The organism is Microbispora cellulosiformans, assembly GCF_008728085.1.
Taxonomy (GTDB): Bacteria; Actinomycetota; Actinomycetes; order Streptosporangiales; family Streptosporangiaceae; genus Microbispora; species Microbispora amethystogenes.
Map to the genome: position 1 here is coordinate 19,604 of NZ_VYTZ01000006.1, position 19,465 is coordinate 39,068.

17 protein-coding genes are annotated in these 19,465 nt (G+C 70.8%); 13 read left to right on the plus strand and 4 right to left on the minus strand.

The features are described from left to right. Positions 1 to 100 precede the first annotated feature (100 nt). The 4 genes from F5972_RS17260 (at position 101) to F5972_RS17275 (ending at position 3,148) form a co-directional block, all read left to right on the plus strand. Positions 101 to 1,114 carry a TerC/Alx family metal homeostasis membrane protein gene (locus tag F5972_RS17260; protein WP_191910175.1) on the plus strand — a complete coding sequence of 338 codons (1,014 nt, stop codon included), beginning with the start codon at positions 101 to 103 and terminating at the stop codon, positions 1,112 to 1,114. Between the two features lie 125 nt (positions 1,115 to 1,239). After that, positions 1,240 to 1,914 carry a phosphatidylserine decarboxylase gene (locus F5972_RS17265; protein ID WP_204285659.1) on the plus strand — a complete coding sequence of 225 codons (675 nt, stop codon included), beginning with the start codon at positions 1,240 to 1,242 and terminating at the stop codon, positions 1,912 to 1,914. Next, positions 1,901 to 2,752, plus strand: coding sequence for a CDP-diacylglycerol--serine O-phosphatidyltransferase (pssA, locus tag F5972_RS17270; protein WP_225311586.1), 852 nt, complete (start codon positions 1,901 to 1,903; stop codon positions 2,750 to 2,752). The genes F5972_RS17265 and pssA overlap by 14 nt, the downstream gene beginning before the upstream one ends. Positions 2,753 to 2,851: 99 nt before the next feature. Further along, positions 2,852 to 3,148, plus strand: coding sequence for a hypothetical protein (locus F5972_RS17275; protein WP_150934603.1), 297 nt, complete (start codon positions 2,852 to 2,854; stop codon positions 3,146 to 3,148). Positions 3,149 to 3,174: 26 nt separating this feature from the next. Here the strand turns inward: F5972_RS17275 and menC are convergent, their stop codons facing one another. The 4 genes from menC to F5972_RS17295 all read right to left on the minus strand — a co-directional run bounded on the left by menC (position 3,175) and on the right by F5972_RS17295 (position 7,327). Beyond that, the gene (menC, locus tag F5972_RS17280; protein ID WP_150934604.1) at positions 3,175 to 4,275 is read right to left on the minus strand and encodes an o-succinylbenzoate synthase; all 1,101 of its coding nucleotides are present in this window, start codon (positions 4,273 to 4,275) and stop codon (positions 3,175 to 3,177) included. 79 nt (positions 4,276 to 4,354) lie between these two features. Next, complete coding sequence (locus F5972_RS17285) at positions 4,355 to 5,773, minus strand: GntT/GntP/DsdX family permease (protein WP_150934605.1); 1,419 nt, start codon at positions 5,771 to 5,773, stop codon at positions 4,355 to 4,357. Positions 5,774 to 5,833: 60 nt separating this feature from the next. Next, positions 5,834 to 6,478, minus strand: a complete 645-nt coding sequence (locus tag F5972_RS17290; protein WP_150934606.1) for an MBL fold metallo-hydrolase — start codon at positions 6,476 to 6,478, stop codon at positions 5,834 to 5,836. 12 nt (positions 6,479 to 6,490) lie between these two features. After that, complete coding sequence (locus F5972_RS17295) at positions 6,491 to 7,327, minus strand: maleylpyruvate isomerase family mycothiol-dependent enzyme (RefSeq protein ID WP_150934607.1); 837 nt, start codon at positions 7,325 to 7,327, stop codon at positions 6,491 to 6,493. 268 nt (positions 7,328 to 7,595) lie between these two features. Here F5972_RS17295 and uvrA point away from each other — a divergent pair, with 268 nt between their 5' ends. The 9 genes from uvrA (at position 7,596) to tpiA (ending at position 19,458) form a co-directional block, all read left to right on the plus strand. Next, the gene (gene uvrA, locus F5972_RS17300; protein WP_150934608.1) at positions 7,596 to 10,436 is read left to right on the plus strand and encodes an excinuclease ABC subunit UvrA; all 2,841 of its coding nucleotides are present in this window, start codon (positions 7,596 to 7,598) and stop codon (positions 10,434 to 10,436) included. A gap of 202 nt (positions 10,437 to 10,638) precedes the next feature. Then, on the plus strand, positions 10,639 to 11,067 hold the full coding sequence (locus F5972_RS17305) for a Rieske (2Fe-2S) protein (protein ID WP_150934609.1): 429 nt from the start codon (positions 10,639 to 10,641) through the stop codon (positions 11,065 to 11,067). Between the two features lie 175 nt (positions 11,068 to 11,242). Continuing rightward, entirely contained in the window at positions 11,243 to 13,195 is a 1,953-nt protein-coding gene (gene uvrC / locus F5972_RS17310) for an excinuclease ABC subunit UvrC (RefSeq protein WP_150934610.1), read from the plus strand. Between the two features lie 91 nt (positions 13,196 to 13,286). Continuing rightward, positions 13,287 to 14,156, plus strand: a complete 870-nt coding sequence (gene rapZ / locus F5972_RS17315; RefSeq protein ID WP_150934611.1) for an RNase adapter RapZ — start codon at positions 13,287 to 13,289, stop codon at positions 14,154 to 14,156. Between the two features lie 90 nt (positions 14,157 to 14,246). After that, entirely contained in the window at positions 14,247 to 15,239 is a 993-nt protein-coding gene (locus tag F5972_RS17320) for a gluconeogenesis factor YvcK family protein (protein ID WP_150934612.1), read from the plus strand. 63 nt (positions 15,240 to 15,302) lie between these two features. Continuing rightward, a complete protein-coding gene (gene whiA / locus F5972_RS17325; protein ID WP_150934613.1) occupies positions 15,303 to 16,283 on the plus strand; it encodes a DNA-binding protein WhiA in 981 nt (326 codons plus the stop codon). A gap of 203 nt (positions 16,284 to 16,486) precedes the next feature. Then, entirely contained in the window at positions 16,487 to 17,491 is a 1,005-nt protein-coding gene (gene gap / locus F5972_RS17330; protein ID WP_150934614.1) for a type I glyceraldehyde-3-phosphate dehydrogenase, read from the plus strand. Continuing rightward, on the plus strand, positions 17,491 to 18,678 hold the full coding sequence (locus F5972_RS17335; RefSeq protein ID WP_150934615.1) for a phosphoglycerate kinase: 1,188 nt from the start codon (positions 17,491 to 17,493) through the stop codon (positions 18,676 to 18,678). The genes gap and F5972_RS17335 overlap by 1 nt, the downstream gene beginning before the upstream one ends. Beyond that, positions 18,679 to 19,458 (plus strand): triose-phosphate isomerase, encoded by a 780-nt coding sequence (gene tpiA, locus F5972_RS17340; protein ID WP_111699332.1) that lies wholly within the window; start codon positions 18,679 to 18,681, stop codon positions 19,456 to 19,458. Positions 19,459 to 19,465 lie beyond the last annotated feature (7 nt).

The window sequence follows — 19,465 nt, forward strand, 5'->3', positions numbered from 1 at the left end:
CGTCATCACGGTGTAAGCATCCGGGGCCGTCGGTCCGCTGAGCGCGTGCGGGCGGGAGAGACCTCCGGCAGTGTGTTCAGCGCGCGTGCCGGAGGTTGATGTGGTACATGCCCCTTGGTGGTTGTGGGCCCTGGTCATCGTGGGTCTGCTCGTCGTGGTCGCCGTCGACCTGTGGATCGTCGACCGTGGCGAACCCCGCGAGTTCTCGATGCGCCAGGCCGGCATCTGGGTCGGCTTCTACGTGTGCCTCGCGGCGCTGTTCGGCATCGGGCTCACGGTGTGGGCCGGTGCCGGCACCGGAGGTGAGTTCTTCGCGGGCTACCTGACGGAATACAGCCTCAGCGTGGACAACCTGTTCATCTTCTACGTCATCATGAGCCGGTTCGGGGTGCCCCGCATCTACCAGCACAAGGTGCTGCTGGTCGGCATCGTCCTCGCGCTCGTGATGCGCGGTATCTTCATCGCCGTCGGCTCCGCCGCCCTGCTCCGGTTCGGCTGGCTGCTCTACGCGTTCGGGGCCTTCCTCCTCTACACCGCGTACACGCTGCTCAGGGATCACAAGAAGGACGACGACGAGTTCAACGAGAACATCCTCCTGCGCTGGGCGCGCCGGGTGTTCCCCACGACCTCCGACTACGTCGGCTCCCGGGTGACCGTGCGGGTGGACGGCAGGCGCATGGTGACGCCCATGCTGATCGTCATGATCGCCATCGGCACCACGGACCTGTTGTTCGCTCTCGACTCAATTCCGGCGATCTTCGGTCTGACGAAGGCGGCCTTCATCGTCTTCTCCGCGAACGCGTTCGCCCTGATGGGACTGCGTCAGCTCTACTTCCTGCTCGGCGGGCTGCTCCGGCGGCTGGTCTACATCAGCTATGGTTTGGCGTTCATCCTCGGTTTCATCGGGGTTAAGCTGATTCTTGAAGCGCTCCATGAGAACGAGGTCTCCTGGGCTCCGCAGATCCCCATCTGGGTGTCTCTGGCGGTCATCTGCGTGACGATGGCCGTGACCACTCTGGCCAGTCTGGTCAAGGCCCGTCGCGATGAGAAAGCGGTTACTCCGGCGACCGGCTCCCCGGCGGAGGCCTCCCAGGCGGAGGCCCCCCAGGGCTAGCGAAACGGGTACATAACCCTGTTTGCTTGTTCTCGTTGTGCCGCATATTCACGGCCGGATCGGTAATATCGATCGTTAGCTCGCACGCCGGTTCATAGTCGCCTGGAAGAGTACAAAGGTCACCTGTGTCCAACGAATCGTTGCCCCGCGGCCCTGAATCCGGGCCCGCGGACAGTCCCCGCGGCCGGGTCCGGCTCGCCCGCGGGGTGTCCCCGTGGCTGGCTCCGACCGCCGCGGCGGCGGCCGTCACCGCCGTTCTCACCCGCAGGTCGCCGCGCTGGGCGCTGGCGGCGGCGCCGCTGGCCGCGCTCACCGGCGGAATGCTGTGGTTCTTCCGCGACCCCGAGCGCGCGCCCGGCGAGGGCCGGCTCATCTCGCCCGCCGACGGCGTCGTGCAGAGCATCGATCCCTGGCCGGACGGCCGCACCCGGGTCGCGATCTTCATGAGCCCGTTGAACGTCCACGTGAACCGGGCTCCCGCGGACGGCACCATCACCTCGGTCGAGCACGTGCCCGGCGGCTTCGTGCCCGCCTTCAACAAGGACAGCGACAAGAACGAGCGCGTCGTCTGGCACTTCGAGACCGCTCTGGGCGACATCGAGATGGTGCAGATCGCCGGCGCCGTCGCCCGCCGCATCGTGCCGTACCTGTTCGCGGGCGCGAAGGTCGTCCAGGGCGAGCGGGTGGGGCTGATCCGTTTCGGCTCCCGGGTGGACCTCTACCTGCCCGAGGGCATCGCGCCGGCGGTCACCGTCGGCACCAGGACCATCGCGGGGGTGACTCGCCTTGACCACGTCTGATCTCGGCTCCGGATTCGGCGCCGGAGCCACCTGGCAGGTGGAGGAGGACGACGACGAGCCACGCGGGCCCGTCGGCAAGGCCTTCCGCCTGTCCGCCGCCGACTCCCTGTCGCTGGGCAACGCGCTCAGCGGCTTCCTGGCCGTCTGCGTGCTCGCCTGGTCGGCGATCAGCAGCCTCCAGGCCAACGTGAAGTTCGCCCCCGATCCCCGCTTCTTCGGCACCGCCGTCGTGCTGCTGCTCGTCGGCGCGACCTGCGACCTGTTCGACGGCCTGGTGGCCAGGAAGTTCCGCGCGTCCGCGATGGGCGCCGAGCTGGACAACCTCGCCGACGTGATCAGCTTCGGCTTCGCGCCCGCCTTCATGGTGATGATCTGGGCCGGTTTCTCCGGGAAGCTCCCGCTGTGGCTGGTGCTGGTCGCGGCCGGGTCGGTCCTGCTCGCCGGCGTCGTACGGCTGGCCCGCTTCGCCTGCGTGAAGACCAAGAGCGGCGACTTCATGGGTCTGCCCATCCCCATGGGCGCCATGACCGTGGTGTCGATCGTGCTGCTCTTCCAGCCCAACTACCTCACGATCGCGGGCATCATGGCGGTGGCCTGGCTCATGGTCAGCCGCATCGAGTATCCCAAGCCGAAGGGCAACCTCGCCGCCGTCGTGCTGGCCTGGATGCTGATCAACGTGGCCTGCCTGACGATCTGGGCCGCCCAGATCGCCGGGGGCGACCAGCTCATCAGGGTCGGCGCGACCATGCAGATCGCGATCGTGTCCGCCATCCCGCTTCGCGTCCTCATGTTCAAACAGCAGCGGCGCAGGGAACGACGCTCGGAGAACGCGGGCTGACGTCGTCGCACGAACAGGGGCCCCGGTCGGCTGGGGCCCTTCATCCGGGTCCGGCCAATCACGTGGATACAACGCCTATTCCATTGGAGCCCGGTCGCCATGCCTCGTGAGCACACCCGCACATACTTCCTCGGCAAGCTGGCCAGGGAGCTGGAGCTGCGCGGGCTGGAGGCGTCCCTGCGCCCCGATCCGCCGTCGTTGAAGGTCCGGGATCCCGACGCGGCGTTGTTCTCCGAGACCGTGGACTGTGTCGCGATGCCGGACGGCTGGTTCTACCGCTGGTCGTGGGGCGACGTGGTGGAGAGCGCGGAGGAGCCCGCCCTCGCGGCCGACCGCATCGTGAAGGTGTTCACCACCGGCGAGCCGAGGCCGCATCCGGCCCTGGGCGACGCCTGAGATCAGCCGTCCGGAACGGAATCCACTCAGAACGAAATCCACTCCGTCGCGGTGGTGACCTCGTTGAGCACTTCCGAGATGGGCTCCACGCCGAGGCCCGGGCCGGCCGGCACGTCGAGGTGCCCGCCGCTCAGTTCGAACGGCGGGGTGACGTCGGTGCCGAAGTAGCGGCGGGACGCGGAGGTGTCCCCGGGCAGGGTGAACCCCGGCAGCGCCGCCAGCGCCACGTTGGCCGCCCGGCCGATCCCGGTCTCCAGCATCCCCCCGCACCAGACCGCGACGCCGTGGGCGCGGCACAGGTCGTGGATCCGCCGCGCCTCCAGGTAGCCGCCCACCCGGCCCGGCTTGATGTTGACCACCGAGCACGCGCCGAGGGTGATCGCCGCCGCCGCGTGGGCCGCCGACTCGATGGACTCGTCCAGGCAGATCGGCGTACGGAGGGTGCGGGCGAGCCGGGCGTGCTGCACGAGGTCGTCGTCGGCGAGCGGCTGTTCGATCAGCAGCAGATCGAAGGCGTCCAGCCGGGCGAGGTGGCGGGCGTCGGCCAGCGTGTAGGCCGCGTTCGCGTCGACCTGGAGCAGCAGGTCCTCCCCGAAACGCTCCCTGACCGCGCGCACCGGTGCGACGTCCCAGCCCGGCCCGATCTTCAGCTTGACCCGTACGTACCCCTCCTCGACGTACCCCTCGACGGTGTCGAGCAGTTCGGCCACCGACCCGGTGATCCCGATTGAGACTCCGCACGGGACCCGGTCGCGGGTGGCGCCGAGGAAGCGGCCGAAGGACTCGCCGGTGACGCGCAGCGAGGCGTCGAGCACGGCCGCCTCCAGCGCCGCCTTGGCCATGCGGTGCCCCCGGATCGGCGCGAGGGCCGGGCCGACGGCCTGCGGGTCCGCCGTGCGGGGCAGCGCCGGGATCAGGAAGCGCCGCATCACGTCGGCCGCGCCGTCCGCGTACTCGGAGGAGTACAGCGGCTCGGACATCGCCACGCACTCGCCCCAGCCCTCGGCCTCCGGGGTCACGACCCGCACCAGCAGGACGTCGCGGGTGGTCTCGGTGCCGAACGACGTGCGGAACGGCGCGACGAGCGGCATCGCGATCCGGCGCAGCTCGATTCCGGTGATCTCCATGTGGTGCCCGGCTCCAGGGGATGGACGATGTGCGCCGACCACTATACGGACGCGACCGGAACGGGAACGGTGACGGGCTTCAGACCACCAGGCCGAGCAGGAGCACGCAGCAGAACGCCACCACGGAGATGATCGTCTCCATGATCGACCAGGTGCGTATCGTCTGGCCGACCGACATGCCCAGATACTCCTTGACCAGCCAGAACCCGGCGTCGTTGACGTGGGAGAAGAACAGCGACCCCGCGCCGATGGCGAGCACGAGCAGCGCGACGTGGGCGGGGGAGAGCCCGGCGGCGAGCGGGGCGGCGATCCCGGCCGCGGATATGGTCGCGACCGTGGCCGATCCGGTGGCCAGCCGGATTCCGACGGCGATCAGCCAGCCGAGCACCAGCACGGGCACGTTCGCGCCCTGCGCGGCCTCGCCGATGACCTTGCCCACCCCGGAGTCGACCAGGGTCTGCTTGAACCCGCCTCCGGCGCCGACGATGAGCAGGATCCCGGCGATCGGCGGGAGCGAGTCGGCGATCGTCGAGGAGACGCCGCCGCGGCCGAGGCCGGCCGGGCGGCCGAGCGTGAACATCGCCACGATCACCGCGATCAGCAAGGCGATCAGAGGGGTGCCGAGGACCTCCAGCGCGGTGCGTACGGCACCGCCCTCCGGCAGGACGATCTCCGCGACGGCCCGGCCGAGCATCAGCACGACCGGCAGCAGGATCGTGGCCATCGTGACGCCGAAGGACGGCCTCCGGCGTTCCCCGTCCTCCGGCTCGGGAGTCTGCTCCCGTTCGAGGCGCTCGGGCGGCGTGGGCTCCACCCATCGGGCGGCGAACCGGGCGAACAGCGGACCGGCCACGATCACGGTGGGGATCGCGACCAGCAGCCCCAGCCCGAGCGTGAGCCCGAGGTCGGCCTTGAGCGTGTCGATCGCGACCAGCGGCCCGGGATGCGGGGGTACCAGGCCGTGCAGCACGGACAACCCGGCCAGGGCGGGAACCGCGATCAGCAGCAGCGGCCGCGAGCTTCGCCGGGCCACCAGCAGGATCACCGGGATCAGCAGGACCAGCCCGATCTCGAAGAACATGGGCAGCCCGATGAGCACCGCGATCAGCGTCATCGCCCACGGCAGGGCGCGGTCGCCGGTGCGGCGGAGGATCCCGTCGACGATCTCGTCGGCTCCGCCCGAGTCGGCCAGCAGCTTGCCCAGCATGGCGCCGAGCGCGATCAGCACGCCGACCCCGGCCACCGTTGAGCCGAGGCCCGCGGAGAAGCTGTCGATCAGCTTCTGCGGCGCCATGCCCGCCACCAGCCCCAGAGTCCCGGAGCCGATCGCCAGGGCGAGGAACGGATGCGCGCGCAGCTTCGTGATCAGCAGCACGATGACCGCGATGCCGGCCAGCGCGGCGAGGATCAGGCGGGTGTCGTGGCCGCTCCACGCGGCCGCGGCCCGCAGGGTCGCCTCGGGAGGGGTGGACAGGAGGCTGGTTGTGGGGGAAGTCATCGGGGGCTCCTCAGACGGTCCGTGCGGTCACCGCTGCCCCGCAGGAGCCCCCCGAATCAATCACCAGCCGCGGGCCCGCCACTCGGGCAGGTGCGGCCGCTCGGCGCCGAGCGTGGTGTCGCGGCCGTGACCGGGGTAGACCCACGTGTCGTCCGGCAGCCGGTCGAAGATCCGTTCCACCACGTCCGTGAACAGCTGCTCGAACCGCGCCGGGTCCTTCTGCGTGTTGCCGACGCCGCCCGGGAAGAGGGAGTCGCCGGTGAACAGGTGGCGGTCCTGGTAGAGCAGCGCGATCGAGCCGGGCGTGTGGCCGCGCAGGTGGATGACGTCCAGTGTCACCACCCCGACCGTCACCCGGTCGCCGTGCTCCACCTCCAGGGTCGTCTCCACCGGCAGTTCGGGGGCGTCCAGAGGGTGGGCGACGGTCTGCGCGCCGGTGGCCCGGGCGACCTCCTCCAGCGCTCCCCAGTGGTCCGGGTGCCGGTGGGTGGTCACGATGGAGCTGATCGGCATGTCGCCGATCAGGCCGAGCAGCCGGTGCGGCTCGGCCGCCGCGTCGATCAGCAGCCCGTCGCCCGTGTCCGTGCAGCGCAGCAGGTACGCGTTGTTGCCGAAGTCGCCGACCTCGATCTTGGAGATCGTCAGCCCGGGGACCTCCCGCACGTCGGCGGCCCCGCCCTTGGTGACGTTTCCGGTGTAGCTCATCGTCGTTCCTCTCTAACGGTGGACCGGCTCTGCCGGCGGCCAGGTCGCCGGGGGCTCGGCGGGCAGTCCCTCCGGGGCGGACTCCGGCCAGGGCGGCGCGGCCGGCGGTCTCCCGTCCGGGATCCGACCGGGCAGCGCGCCGTCCGCCCCGGGGAGCGTGCCGGCCGGGGCGATCCGCAGCCGCTCGCCGGTGGTCCTTCCCGCGAGCCAGGCGAGCAGCTCGCGGGGCGATCCCTCCACCGAGGGGCCGTCGCCGAGGTCCGTCCACACACCCGCGATCTCGCCGGTCTCCGGGTCCCGCGCGACGACCACGCCCACCGGGCAGGTTCCGCCGAGCCAGCGCAGTGTGTCGTGGAGCTCCCGGCGCACGTACGCCTCGGGCCAGTCGGCCCATCCGTAGCCTGCCCCGAGGTCGGCGTGGTGCACCTCGATCTCCCTGAGCCGGCGGACGGGGACGTACCAGGCGGGATGCTCGGGCGGGGTCATCGCGGAGACCGGCGCGGTCCAGGCGGCGGCGGGCATGGCCGTGACCGCCGCGGCGAACCGCTCGGCGCTGTCCCGCAGATCGGCGACCTGCTCCCCGGCCGGGCGCGCGGCGCCCGCCTCGATGCCGGCCTCGCGAGCCGCCGCGGAGGGGTACTGCGGCGTGTACACCCCGGTACGCGCCCAGGTGAGCAGATTGACGCAGCTGTCGGCGTTGCGGGCGATGTGGGTGAGCACGTGCCCCCGGGTCCAGCCGGGCAGCGGGGACGGCGCGCGGAGATCCTCGTCGGTGAGGCGGGTGGCGGTCGCCAGCAGACGCTCCGTCGCCTCGGCCAGCTCCCGCTCGATTTCGTCGATGACGGACATGGAGGAAATCATGCCCCTGGCGCCTCCGGCTGCTCCCCACGGCCCGCCGGGAAGAGCAGGACGTCTCCGGCGGTTGTATGAGCAGGGGTTTCGCGCGGAACGCGGGCGAGGGTTTGACGAAGCTCATACCCTGGTGACGGAGCGTGTCTCCGGACAGCACCCGGGATCGCCCCCTCCGGCCGCCGGACGACGTCCCCTGGAATTGTCGGTGGCTCTGGATAGCCTGCCCGTGCACCTCCATCAACCTCATCGACTTATCGGGACCACCGTGGCTGACCGCCTGATCGTGCGTGGCGCACGCGAACACAATTTGAAGGACGTCTCGCTCGACCTCCCGCGAGACGCTCTGATCGTATTCACCGGGCTCTCGGGGTCCGGCAAGTCCAGCCTGGCCTTCGACACGATCTTCGCCGAGGGGCAGCGGCGGTACGTGGAGTCCCTGTCCGCCTACGCCCGGCAGTTCCTGGGCCAGATGGACAAGCCCGACGTGGACTTCATCGAGGGCCTGTCGCCGGCCGTCTCCATCGACCAGAAGTCGACCAGCCGCAACCCCCGCTCCACCGTCGGCACGATCACCGAGGTCTACGACTACCTGCGGCTGCTGTGGGCCCGCATCGGCAAGCCGCACTGTCCCCAGTGCGGTCGCCCGATCGCCCGCCAGACGCCCCAGCAGATCGTCGACCGCGTGCTCGAACTGGAGGAGGGCACCCGGTTCCAGGTGCTCGCCCCGATCGTGCGCGGGCGCAAGGGGGAGTACGCCGAGCTGTTCCGCGAGCTGCAGACCAAGGGATACGCGCGGGCCCGCGTCGACGGCACGATCGTGCGGCTGGAGGAGCCGCCGACGCTCAAGAAGTACGAGAAGCACGACATCGAGGTCATCGTCGACCGGCTCTCGGTCAAGGAGAGCGCGCGGCGCCGGCTGACCGACTCGGTGGAGACCGCGCTGCAGCTGTCCGGCGGCACGATCACCCTCGACTTCGTCGACCTCCCGGACGACGACCCCAACCGCGAGCGCTTCTACTCCGAGCACCTCTACTGCCCCTACGACGACCTGTCGTTCGAGGAGCTGGAGCCCCGGTCGTTCTCCTTCAACTCGCCGTTCGGCGCGTGCCCCGAATGCACCGGCCTCGGCACCCGCATGGAGGTCGACCCCGACCTCCTCGTGCCCGACCCCGAGCGCACGCTCGGCGACGGCGCGATCAGCCCGTGGGCGAACGGCCACACCAGCGACTACTTCGTCCGCCTGATCGAGGCGCTCGGCAACACGCTCGGCTTCGACCTCGACACCCCCTGGGAACGCCTGACGAAGAAGGCGCGAAAGGCGATCCTGCACGGCCACGACGAGCAGGTGCACATCCGCTACAGCAACCGGTACGGCAGGCAGCGCTCCTACTACACCGACTTCGAGGGCGTGATCCCCTGGGTGCAGCGCCGGCACGCCGAGTCGGAGAGCGACGCCAGCCGGGAGCGGTTCGAGGGCTTCATGCGCGAGGTGCCCTGCCCGGCCTGCCGGGGCCGCCGCCTCAAGCCGGTCTCACTGGCCGTGACCGTGGGGGACGCCTCGATCGCCGAGGTCTCGGGGATGTCGATCGCCGACTGCGCGAGGTTCCTGACCGGCCTGCGCCTCTCCGAGCGCGACATGCACATCGCCGAGCGGGTGGTCAAGGAGATCAACGCGCGGCTGGGCTTCCTGCTCGACGTCGGCCTCGACTATCTGACGCTCGACCGCGCCGCCGGCACGCTGGCGGGCGGCGAGGCGCAGCGGATCCGGCTGGCCACCCAGATCGGGTCGGGCCTGGTCGGCGTGCTCTACGTGCTGGACGAGCCGTCCATCGGCCTGCACCAGCGCGACAACCAGCGCCTGCTGGAGACGCTGATCCGGCTGCGCGACATGGGCAACACGCTGATCGTGGTCGAGCACGACGAGGACACCATCGCCGCCGCCGACTGGGTCGTCGACATCGGCCCCGGCGCGGGCGAGCACGGCGGCCAGGTCGTCGTGTCCGGCACCGTGCCGGAACTGCTCGCCAGCGAGGAGTCGCTGACCGGCGCGTACCTGTCGGGCCGCAAGGCGATCATCGTGCCGGAGCTCCGGCGCCCGCGCGACCGCAAGCGCCAGCTCGTCGTGAAGGGCGCCCGCGAGCACAACCTGAAGGGCGTGGACGTCGAGTTCCCGCTCGGCGTGTTCACCGCGGTCACCGGCGTCTCCGGCTCGGGCAAGTCGACGCTCGTCAACGACATCCTGTACGCCGCGCTGGCCAAGGAGCTGAACGGCGCGAAGACCGTGCCCGGACGGCACTCCCGGGTGGCCGGCACCGACCTGGTCGACAAGGTCGTCCACGTCGACCAGTCGCCGATCGGCCGGACGCCGAGGTCCAACCCCGCGACGTACACCGGCGTCTTCGACCACGTGCGCAAGCTGTTCGCGGCCACGGCCGAGGCGAAGGTCCGCGGTTACCTGCAGGGCCGGTTCAGCTTCAACGTCAAGGGCGGGCGCTGCGAGGCGTGCTCGGGCGACGGCACCATCAAGATCGAGATGAACTTCCTGCCGGACGTCTACGTCCCCTGTGAGGTCTGTCACGGCGCCCGGTACAACCGGGAGACCCTGGAGGTCCACTACAAGGGCAAGACGATCTCCGAGGTCCTCGACATGCCGATCGAGGAGGCGCTGGAGTTCTTCGAGGCGATCCCCGCCATCCGCCGCCACCTGCAGACACTGAACGACGTCGGGCTCGGGTACGTACGGCTGGGCCAGCCGGCCACGACGCTGTCCGGCGGCGAGGCCCAGCGGGTCAAGCTCGCCTCCGAACTGCAGCGGCGCTCGACCGGCCGCACGGTGTACGTGCTGGACGAGCCCACCACCGGCCTGCACTTCGAGGACATCCGGCGGCTGCTCGGCGTGCTCAACCGGCTCGTGGACGCGGGCAACACGGTCATCGTCATCGAGCACAACCTCGACGTCATCAAGACCGCCGACTGGATCGTCGACATGGGACCCGAGGGCGGGTCCGGGGGCGGCACCGTCGTCGCCACCGGCACCCCCGAGGAGGTCGCGAAGGCCGAGGAGAGCCACACCGGCGCGTTCCTCAGGAAAATCCTGGCTGTATGAGAGTTCGTCTCATGATTTCTCCCTACTCTTTCCGCTCGGGCGGCGTCCCCCGCAATGTCGCACTGAACCGGCTCACCGAACGGGCCGGCTGAACCGGCCACGGGTGAAGGCCGTACCTGGACACACAGGGGTGACGCGTCACGCAAGGGGAGAACCCGGGACGGACATCCGTCCCGGGCCGCGGTACGAGGGAAGGAAGAGCATGACGGAATCGACACGCCGGGCCGTGATCCTCGGTGCCGGAGGGGCCGGGGTGGCGGCCGTGCTGAGCGCGTGCTCGGGCGGTGACAGCACGGCCACGTCCGAGCAGGCTCCGGCGGACGGTCAGGCCGCGGCGGGCGGCGGCGGGGAGATCGCGAAGACCTCCGACATCCCGGTCGGCGGCGGCAAGGTCTTCAAGGACCAGGACGTCGTCATCACCCAGCCCGAGGCCGGCACGTTCAAGGCGTTCAGCGCGACCTGCACCCACAAGGGCTGCCCGGTCGGGAGCGTCGCGGACAACGAGATCGTCTGCCCGTGCCACAAGAGCAAGTTCAGCGCCAAGGACGGGTCCGTGACCAACCCTCCGGCGAGCAAGCCCCTCCCGGAGAAGAAGATCACGGTCAGCGGCGACAGCATCACCCTCGCCTGAGCCGCCCGCGGGCCGGTGGAGGCCGTCGCGCGAGATCGCGACGGCCGCCACCGGCCCGCGGCGTACCCGGGACGCGCACGTCCTTCCGGGCTTTTGATCTACGACGTAAAGGCCGTCTCCCGGAACGATCGCGGAGGCGGCGGGAATGTCGGTGGGGGCCAGTAGTCTTTGGGTTGTGGCGGACCCGGCAACCTACCGACCGGCGCCCGGATCGATCCCCGAATCGCCAGGCGTCTATCGCTTCCGTGACCCGGACGGCCGGGTCGTCTACGTCGGCAAGGCGAAGAGCCTTCGACAGCGGCTCAACTCCTACTTCGCGGACTTCGCCGGCCTGCACCCCCGGACGCAGACCATGCTCACGACCGCGGCCTCGGTGGACTGGACCGTGGTCGGCAACGAGGTCGAGGCGCTCCAGCTCGAATACTCCTGGATCAAGGAGTTCGACCCGCGGTTCAACGTCAAGTACCGCGACGACAAGTCGTATCCCTTCCTGGCCGTGACGATGGGGGAGGACTTTCCCCGGGTGCAGGTGCTGCGGGGGGCCAAGCGGAAGGGCACCCGCTACTTCGGCCCCTACTCGCACGCCTGGGCCATCCGGGAGACCGTCGACCTGCTGCTGCGGGTCTTCCCCGTGCGCACCTGCTCGGCGGGCGTGTTCAAGCGGGCCGGGCAGATCGGGCGGCCGTGCCTGCTCGGATACATCGACAAGTGCTCCGCGCCCTGCGTCGGCAGGGTCACCCCCGAGGAGCACCGCGCCCTCGCCGAGGACTTCTGCGACTTCATGGCCGGTAACACCGGGCGGTTCATCAAGCGGCTGGAGCGCGAGATGCGCGACGCCGCCGCCGTGGAGGAGTACGAGCGGGCCGCCCGGCTCCGCGACGACGTGCAGGCGTTGCAGCGGGCGCTGGAGAAGCAGACGGTGGTGCTCGGCGACGACACCGACTGCGACGTGATCGCCCTCGCGGAGGATCCGCTGGAGGCGGCGGTCCAGGTCTTCTACGTGCGCGGCGGGCGCATCCGCGGCCAGCGCGGCTGGGTGGTCGACAAGGTCGAGGAGACCACCCCCGGCGAGCTGGTCGAGCAGTTCCTGCTGCAGATGTACGGCGAGGCGGCGATCCCGCGCGAGATCCTCGTGCCCGCCCGGCCGCCGGACGAGACGGCGCTGGCCGAGCTGCTGAGCGAGCAGCGGGGCTCCCGGGTGGACCTGCGGGTCCCCCAGCGGGGCGACAAGAAGAGCCTCATGGAGACCGTCGAGCGCAACGCGAAGGAGTCGCTGGCCCAGCACAAGCTGCGCCGGGCGAGCGACCTGACCACGCGCAGCCGGGCCCTGCAGGAGATCGCCGACGCCCTCGACCTCGACCAGGTGCCGCTGCGGATCGAGTGCTACGACGTTTCCCACATCCAGGGGGAGAACGTGGTCGCCTCGATGGTGGTCTTCGAGGACGGCCTCGTCCGCAAGAGCGAGTACCGCCGCTTCTCCATCCGGAGCGGCGAGGGCGACGTGGCCTCGATATACGAGGTCATCTGCCGCAGGTTCAAGCGCTATCTGGAAGAGCGCGTGGCGACCGGGGAGCTGGACGCCGAGCCGGCCTCGGACGACGGCGCGCGCGAACCGGCGGTGGGGACGCCGATCGACCCGGAGACCGGCCGTCCCCGGAAGTTCGCCTATCCCCCCAACCTCGTCGTGGTGGACGGCGGCCCGGCGCAGGCCGCGGCCGCCCGGCGGGCGCTGGACGAGCTCGGCGTCGACGACGTCGCGGTCTGCGGCCTGGCCAAGCGGCTGGAAGAGGTCTGGCTGCCCGGCGACGACCAGCCGGTGATCCTTCCGCGCAGCAGCGAGGGACTGTACCTGTTGCAGCGTGTCCGGGACGAGGCGCACCGGTTCGCCATCGCCTACCATCGGTCGAAGAGGTCGAAACCGCTCCGGGAGAGCGCGCTCGACCAGGTGCCGGGCCTGGGCCCGGCGCGACGGCAGGCGCTGCTGCGTCACTTCGGCTCGGTGAAGCGGCTGCGCGAGGCCAGCGCGGAGGAGATCCAGACGGTCCCCGGCATCGGGCCGGCGACCGCCGAGGCCATCGTGGCGGCGCTGCGCGGGCAGAGCCCGTCACCCGCCGGGCAGGGGTCGTGAACGGGCGATGCCCGGGTGCGTCGCGGGGTGCCGCGGGACGGCCGGTTGATAGGTTGGGCTGGACATCGGGCGGCAAGGCGGTGAGCGGGCGATGAGCACGACTGAGCCGGCATTCGTGGTGATCACGGGTATGTCGGGCGCGGGGCGCAGCACCGCTGCGAAGGCCCTGGAGGACCTCGGCTGGTTCGTCATCGACAACCTGCCGCCCGGCCTGCTGTCCTCGCTCGCCGAGGAGGCGGGCCGGGTGAACGTGGCCGCCGACCGGGTCGCGGCCGTGGTGGACGTGCGCAGCCTCGCCTTCACCACCGACCTCAACGCCGCGATCAAGGAACTCGACGGGCGCGGCGTCGGCGTCCGGGTGGTGTTCCTCGAAGCCAGCGACGAGGGGCTGGTCCGCAGGTTCGAGAACGTGCGGCGGCCCCACCCCCTGCAGGGCGACGGGCGGCTCGTCGACGGGATCGACCGTGAGCGCGGCATCCTCCGCGAGATCCGCGCCAACGCCGACCTGGTCATCGACACGTCCCTGCTGAACGTCCACGAGCTGCGCAAGAAGATCGTTTCGTTCTTCGGCGGCGAGGACCGTCCGGGGCTCAAGGTGAACGTGGTGTCCTTCGGCTACAAGTACGGCATGCCGGTCGACGCCGACCTCGTGGTCGACTGCCGGTTCCTGCCCAATCCCCACTGGGTGCCGGAGTTGCGGCCGATGAACGGCCTCGACGCGCCCGTGCGCGACTACGTGCTCAGCCAGCCCGGCGCCAAGGAGTTCCTCGACGGCTACGAGGAGGTCTTCGGCGTGGTGGCCGCGGGATACGCCCGCGAGGGCAAGAGCTACGCCACTCTCGCGGTCGGCTGCACCGGCGGCAAGCATCGCAGCGTGGCGATGGCCGAGCAACTCGGCGCCCGCTTCCGCGACCGCGGCATGGACGTCCAGGTCAGCCACCGGGACGTGGGCCGCGAGTAGACCCCGCCCGCCCGGCACGGCGTCCCCCGCCGTGCTCGCGTGACGACGCATGTAGGGCGAATCACGCCGGAAGGGGCGTACGGTGACTGGATGCTGAACGACCCCCTCAGCGGCCCCCGGAACGACCCCCGGAACGACGCGGCACCCGCGGGCAGCGGGCCCAAGGTTGTCGCGCTCGGCGGCGGTCACGGCCTGTACGCCTCCCTGTCGGCCCTCAGGACCGTCACCGATGATCTGTCGGCCGTGGTGACCGTCGCCGACGACGGCGGCTCCAGCGGCCGTCTCAGGCGTGAGCTCGGCGTCCTGCCCCCCGGCGACCTGCGGATGGCGCTCGCGGCCCTGTGCGGCGACGACGAGTGGGGCAGGACCTGGAGCGAGGTGGTCCAGCACCGTTTCCGCAGCGAGGGCGACCTGCACGGGCACGCCGTCGGCAACCTCCTCATCGTCGCCCTGTGGGAGCTCCTGGAGGACCCCGTCGTCGGCCTGGAGTGGGTGGGCCGGCTCCTCGGAGCCCACGGCCGGGTGCTGCCGATGGCGTCGGTGCCGCTCGACATCCAGGCGGAGGTCGAGCTGGACGGCGCCGTCACGACGGTGCGCGGGCAGGTCGCCTGCGCGCTGACGCCCGGCCGGGTGCGCTCCATCTCGCTGCTGCCGCCCGACCCGCCCGCCTGCCCCCAGGCGATCGAGGCCATCGAGGCCGCCGACTGGGTGGTCTTCGGGCCGGGGTCGTGGTTCACCAGCGTGCTGCCGCACCTCAAGGTGCCCGAGCTCGCCCGGGCGCTGCACGAGAGCGGCGCCCGCCGGTTGCTGATCCTCAACCTGGCGCCGCAGGCCGGCGAGACCGACGGTTTCTCCCCCGAACGGCACCTGGAGGTGCTCAGGGAGCACGCCCCCGCCCTGCTCCTCGACGCGGTGGTCGCCGACCGTGCGGTCGTGGGCGACGCGAGGGCGCTGGAGAAGGCCGCGGGGGCGATGGGCGCCCGGGTCGTTCTGGCCGATGTGGCAGCGTCTGACGGATCTGCCCGGCACGACGGACCACGACTTGCCGCTGTCCTGGCCGAGATTTTCCGCGTGAAGCGGTGATTGCCTGCTCCCAAGGTGCGAGAGACTGACGGGCAGAGTCTGTTTGGGGGAGGACACGCGCAGATGGCCATGACGGGCGTGGTGAAAGACGAGCTGAGCCGCCTTCCGGTGCTCAAGCCGTGCTGCCGCAAGGCCGAGGTGTCGACGCTGCTGCGGTTCGCCAGCGGGCTGCACCTCGTGGGCGGGCGGATCGTGATCGAGGCCGAGCTCGACACCAACGCCACGGCCCGCCGGCTCATCAAGGACATCGGGGAGGTCTTCGGCCACAAGGCCGAGGTGCTCGTGCTGGCCCCGGCCGGGCTGCGCAAGGGCTCGCGCTACGTCGTACGGGTCTACAAGGACGGCGAGGCGCTCGCCCGGCAGACCGGTCTCATCGACAACCACGGCCGGCCGGTGCGCGGCCTGCCCCGGCAGGTCGTGTCCGGCGCCACCTGCGACGCCGAGGCCGCCTGGCGGGGAGCCTTCCTCGCCCACGGCTCGCTGACCGAGCCGGGCCGGTCGATGTCGCTGGAGGTGACCTGCCCCGGGCCGGAGGCGGCGCTGGCCCTGGTCGGCTCCGCCCGGCGCCTGAAGATCCACGCCAAGGCCCGTGAGGTGCGCGGGGTCGACCGGGTGGTCGTGCGCGACGGCGACGCGATCAGCGCGCTGCTGACCCGGCTCGGCGCGCACGACAGTGTGCTGGCCTGGGAGGAGCGGCGGATGCGCCGGGAGGTGCGGGCCACCGCGAACCGCCTGGCCAACTTCGACGACGCCAACCTCCGCAGGTCCGCCCGGGCGGCCGTGGCGGCGGGGGCGAGGGTCCAGCGCGCGCTGGAGATCCTCGGCGACGACGCCCCCGAGCACCTGGTGATCGCGGGCCGGCTCCGGGTGGATCACAAGCAGGCGTCCCTCGAGGAGCTGGGCCAGATCGCCGATCCGCCGCTGACCAAGGACGCCATCGCCGGGCGCATCCGGCGGCTGCTCGCCATGGCCGACAAGCGCGCCCAGGACCTCGGCATCGCCAACACCGAGGCCAACCTCACCGCCGACATGCTCGCGCACTGACCCGCTCCCGGCCGCCGCCGGGAGGGTTTCCGGGGCCGCCGCCTGGGAGAACGGAGCCGTTCACCGGCTCGCGGGGCCGGACACGCCGCCAAAACACGGCCCCGTGGTCTACACCAATTTGGGTCCGATAGGGTCTGTCATTGAGGTTTAACACAGCCCTGGCGCCGGTACACCGGCGCACGACGTACGAGGAGATCGGATCCGTGAGCATCCGCGTAGGCGTCAACGGCTTCGGCCGTATCGGCCGCAACTTCTGGCGCGCTGTGGCGGCCAGCGGCAAGGACATCGAGGTCGTGGCCGTCAACGACCTCACCGACAACGCCACGCTGGCCCACCTGCTGAAGTACGACAGCATCCTGGGCCGCCTGCCGTACGAGGTCAAGTCCTCGGCTGACGAGATCACCGTCGACGGCAAGGCGATCAAGACCTTCGCCGAGCGCGACCCGGCCAAGCTGCCCTGGGGCGACCTGGGCGTCGACGTCGTCGTCGAGTCGACCGGTCTGTTCACCGACGCCACCAAGGCCAAGGTGCACGCCGACAACGGCGCGAAGAAGGTCATCATCTCCGCGCCGGCGAAGAACGAAGACGTGACGATCGTCATGGGCGTGAACCACGACAAGTACGACCCGGCGGCTCACACGATCATCTCGAACGCCTCCTGCACCACCAACTGCCTGGCCCCGATGGCCAAGGTCATCAACGACACCTTCGGTATCGAGAAGGGTCTGATGACCACCATCCACGCCTACACGCAGGACCAGAACCTGCAGGACGGCCCGCACAAGGACCTGCGCCGCGCCCGCGCCGCCGCGCTGAACATCGTCCCGACCTCCACCGGCGCCGCCAAGGCCATCGGCCTGGTCCTGCCCGAGCTCAAGGGCAAGCTCGACGGCTACGCGCTGCGGGTGCCGATCCCGACGGGCTCGGCCACCGACCTGACCGTCGAGGTCGGCCGCGAGACCTCCGTCGAGGAGGTCAACGCCGCGCTGAAGGCCGCCGCCGAGGGCCCGCTCAAGGGCTTCCTGACCTACACCGAGGACGAGATCGTCTCCAGCGACATCGTCACCGACCCGTCGTCCTGCATCTTCGACGCCGGTCTCACCAAGGTCATCGGCAACCAGGTCAAGGTCGTCGGCTGGTACGACAACGAGTGGGGTTACTCCAACCGCCTCGGTGACCTCATCGAGTTCGTGGGCGCCTCCCTCTGATGATCGGAATCGACGAGCTCGACGTGAAGGGCCGGCGCGTGTTCGTGCGCGCCGACCTCAACGTCCCCCTCGACGGGGAGACGATCACCGACGACGGGCGCATCCGCGCGTCGGTGCCGACGATCAGGAAGCTGCTGGAGCGCGGCGCGAAGGTCGTCGTCGCCGCGCACCTCGGCCGGCCCAAGGGCTCCGTCACGCCGAAGTACTCGCTCGCCCCGGTCTCCCGGCGGCTGGCCGAGCTGCTCGGCGAGGACGTGGCGTTCGCCTCCGACACGGTCGGCGAGTCGGCCCAGAGCGTGGTCGCGGGCCTCCAGGACGGGCAGGTCGCCCTGCTGGAGAACCTGCGCTTCGAGCCGGGCGAGGAGTCCAAGGACGACGCGGTCAGGGCCGAGTTCGCGGAGCGGCTCGCCGCCCTCGCCGACGTCTACGTCGGCGACGGCTTCGGCGCCGTGCACCGCAAGCACGCCAGCGTCTACGACCTGCCCAAGCGGCTGCCGCACGCGGCGGGCGACCTGGTCCTCGCCGAGGTCGACGTGCTGCGCAGGCTCACCGAGGACCCGGCCAGGCCGTACGTCGTCGTCCTGGGCGGCGCGAAGGTCTCCGACAAGCTCGGCGTGATCGCCAACCTGCTGGCCAAGGTGGACCGCCTGCTCATCGGCGGCGGCATGGCTTACACCTTCCTCAAGGCCCAGGGCCACGAGGTGGGCAAGTCGCTGCTGCAGGAGGACCAGATCGACCAGGTGAAGGGCTTCCTCGACGAGGCGGCCTCCCGCGGGGTCGAGCTGGTGCTGCCGGTCGACGTGCTGGCCGCGACCGAGTTCGGGGCCGACGCCCCGCACGACGTCGTGGAGGCCACCGCGATTCCGGCCGACCGCGAGGGCCTCGACATCGGCCCCCGCACCCGTGAGCTGTTCGCCTCCAAGCTGGCCGACGCGCGGACCGTGTTCTGGAACGGCCCCATGGGCGTGTTCGAGTTCGACGCGTTCTCCGGCGGCACCCGCGCGGTGGCCGAGGCGCTGGTGGCGTCCGAGGCGTTCACCGTGGTCGGCGGCGGCGACTCCGCCGCGGCCGTACGCAGGCTCGGGCTGCCCGAGGACGGCTTCTCGCACATTTCCACCGGTGGCGGCGCCAGCCTCGAGTACCTCGAAGGCAAGACGCTGCCCGGACTCGCGGCGCTGGAGGACTAGATGGCGCGCAAGCCGCTTTTCGCCGGCAACTGGAAGATGAACCTCAACCACCTCGAGGCCATCAACCTGGTGCAGAAGCTGGCGTTCTCGCTGAACGACCGCGACCACGACAGGGCGGAGGTGGCGGTCATCCCGCCGTTCACCGACCTGCGCAGCGTGCAGACGCTGGTGGACGCCGACAAGCTGCGTATCGCCTACGGCGCGCAGGACCTGTCCGCGCAGGACTCCGGGGCGTACACCGGGGAGATCTCCGGGGCGATGCTGGGCAAGCTCGGCTGCGCCTACGTCCTCGTGGGTCACTCGGAGCGGCGGCAGTACCACGGCGAGGACGACGCGCTGTGCAACGCCAAGGTCAAGGCCGCCTACCGGCACTCGCTGACGCCCATCCTGTGCGTGGGCGAGGGGCTGCCGGTGCGCCAGGAGGGCCGCCAGGTCGAGCACACGCTGGCGCAGCTCGACGGCGCGCTGGACGGCGTGCCCGCCGACCAGGTGAAGTCGATCGTGGTCGCGTACGAGCCGGTCTGGGCGATCGGGACCGGCGAGGTCGCCACCCCGAAGGACGCCCAGGAGGTGTGCGGCGCCATCAGGACGCGACTCGCCGAGCTCTACGGTGACGATGTGGCCGCCGCTGTCCGTATCCTTTACGGTGGCTCGGTGAAGTCGGACAACGTCGCCGGGATCATGGCGGAAGCCGACATCGACGGCGCCCTCGTCGGAGGGGCCAGCCTCGATGCGGGGGAGTACGTCAAGATCTGCCGTTTCGGCGAAGTCTCCGGCTAGCTGTGCC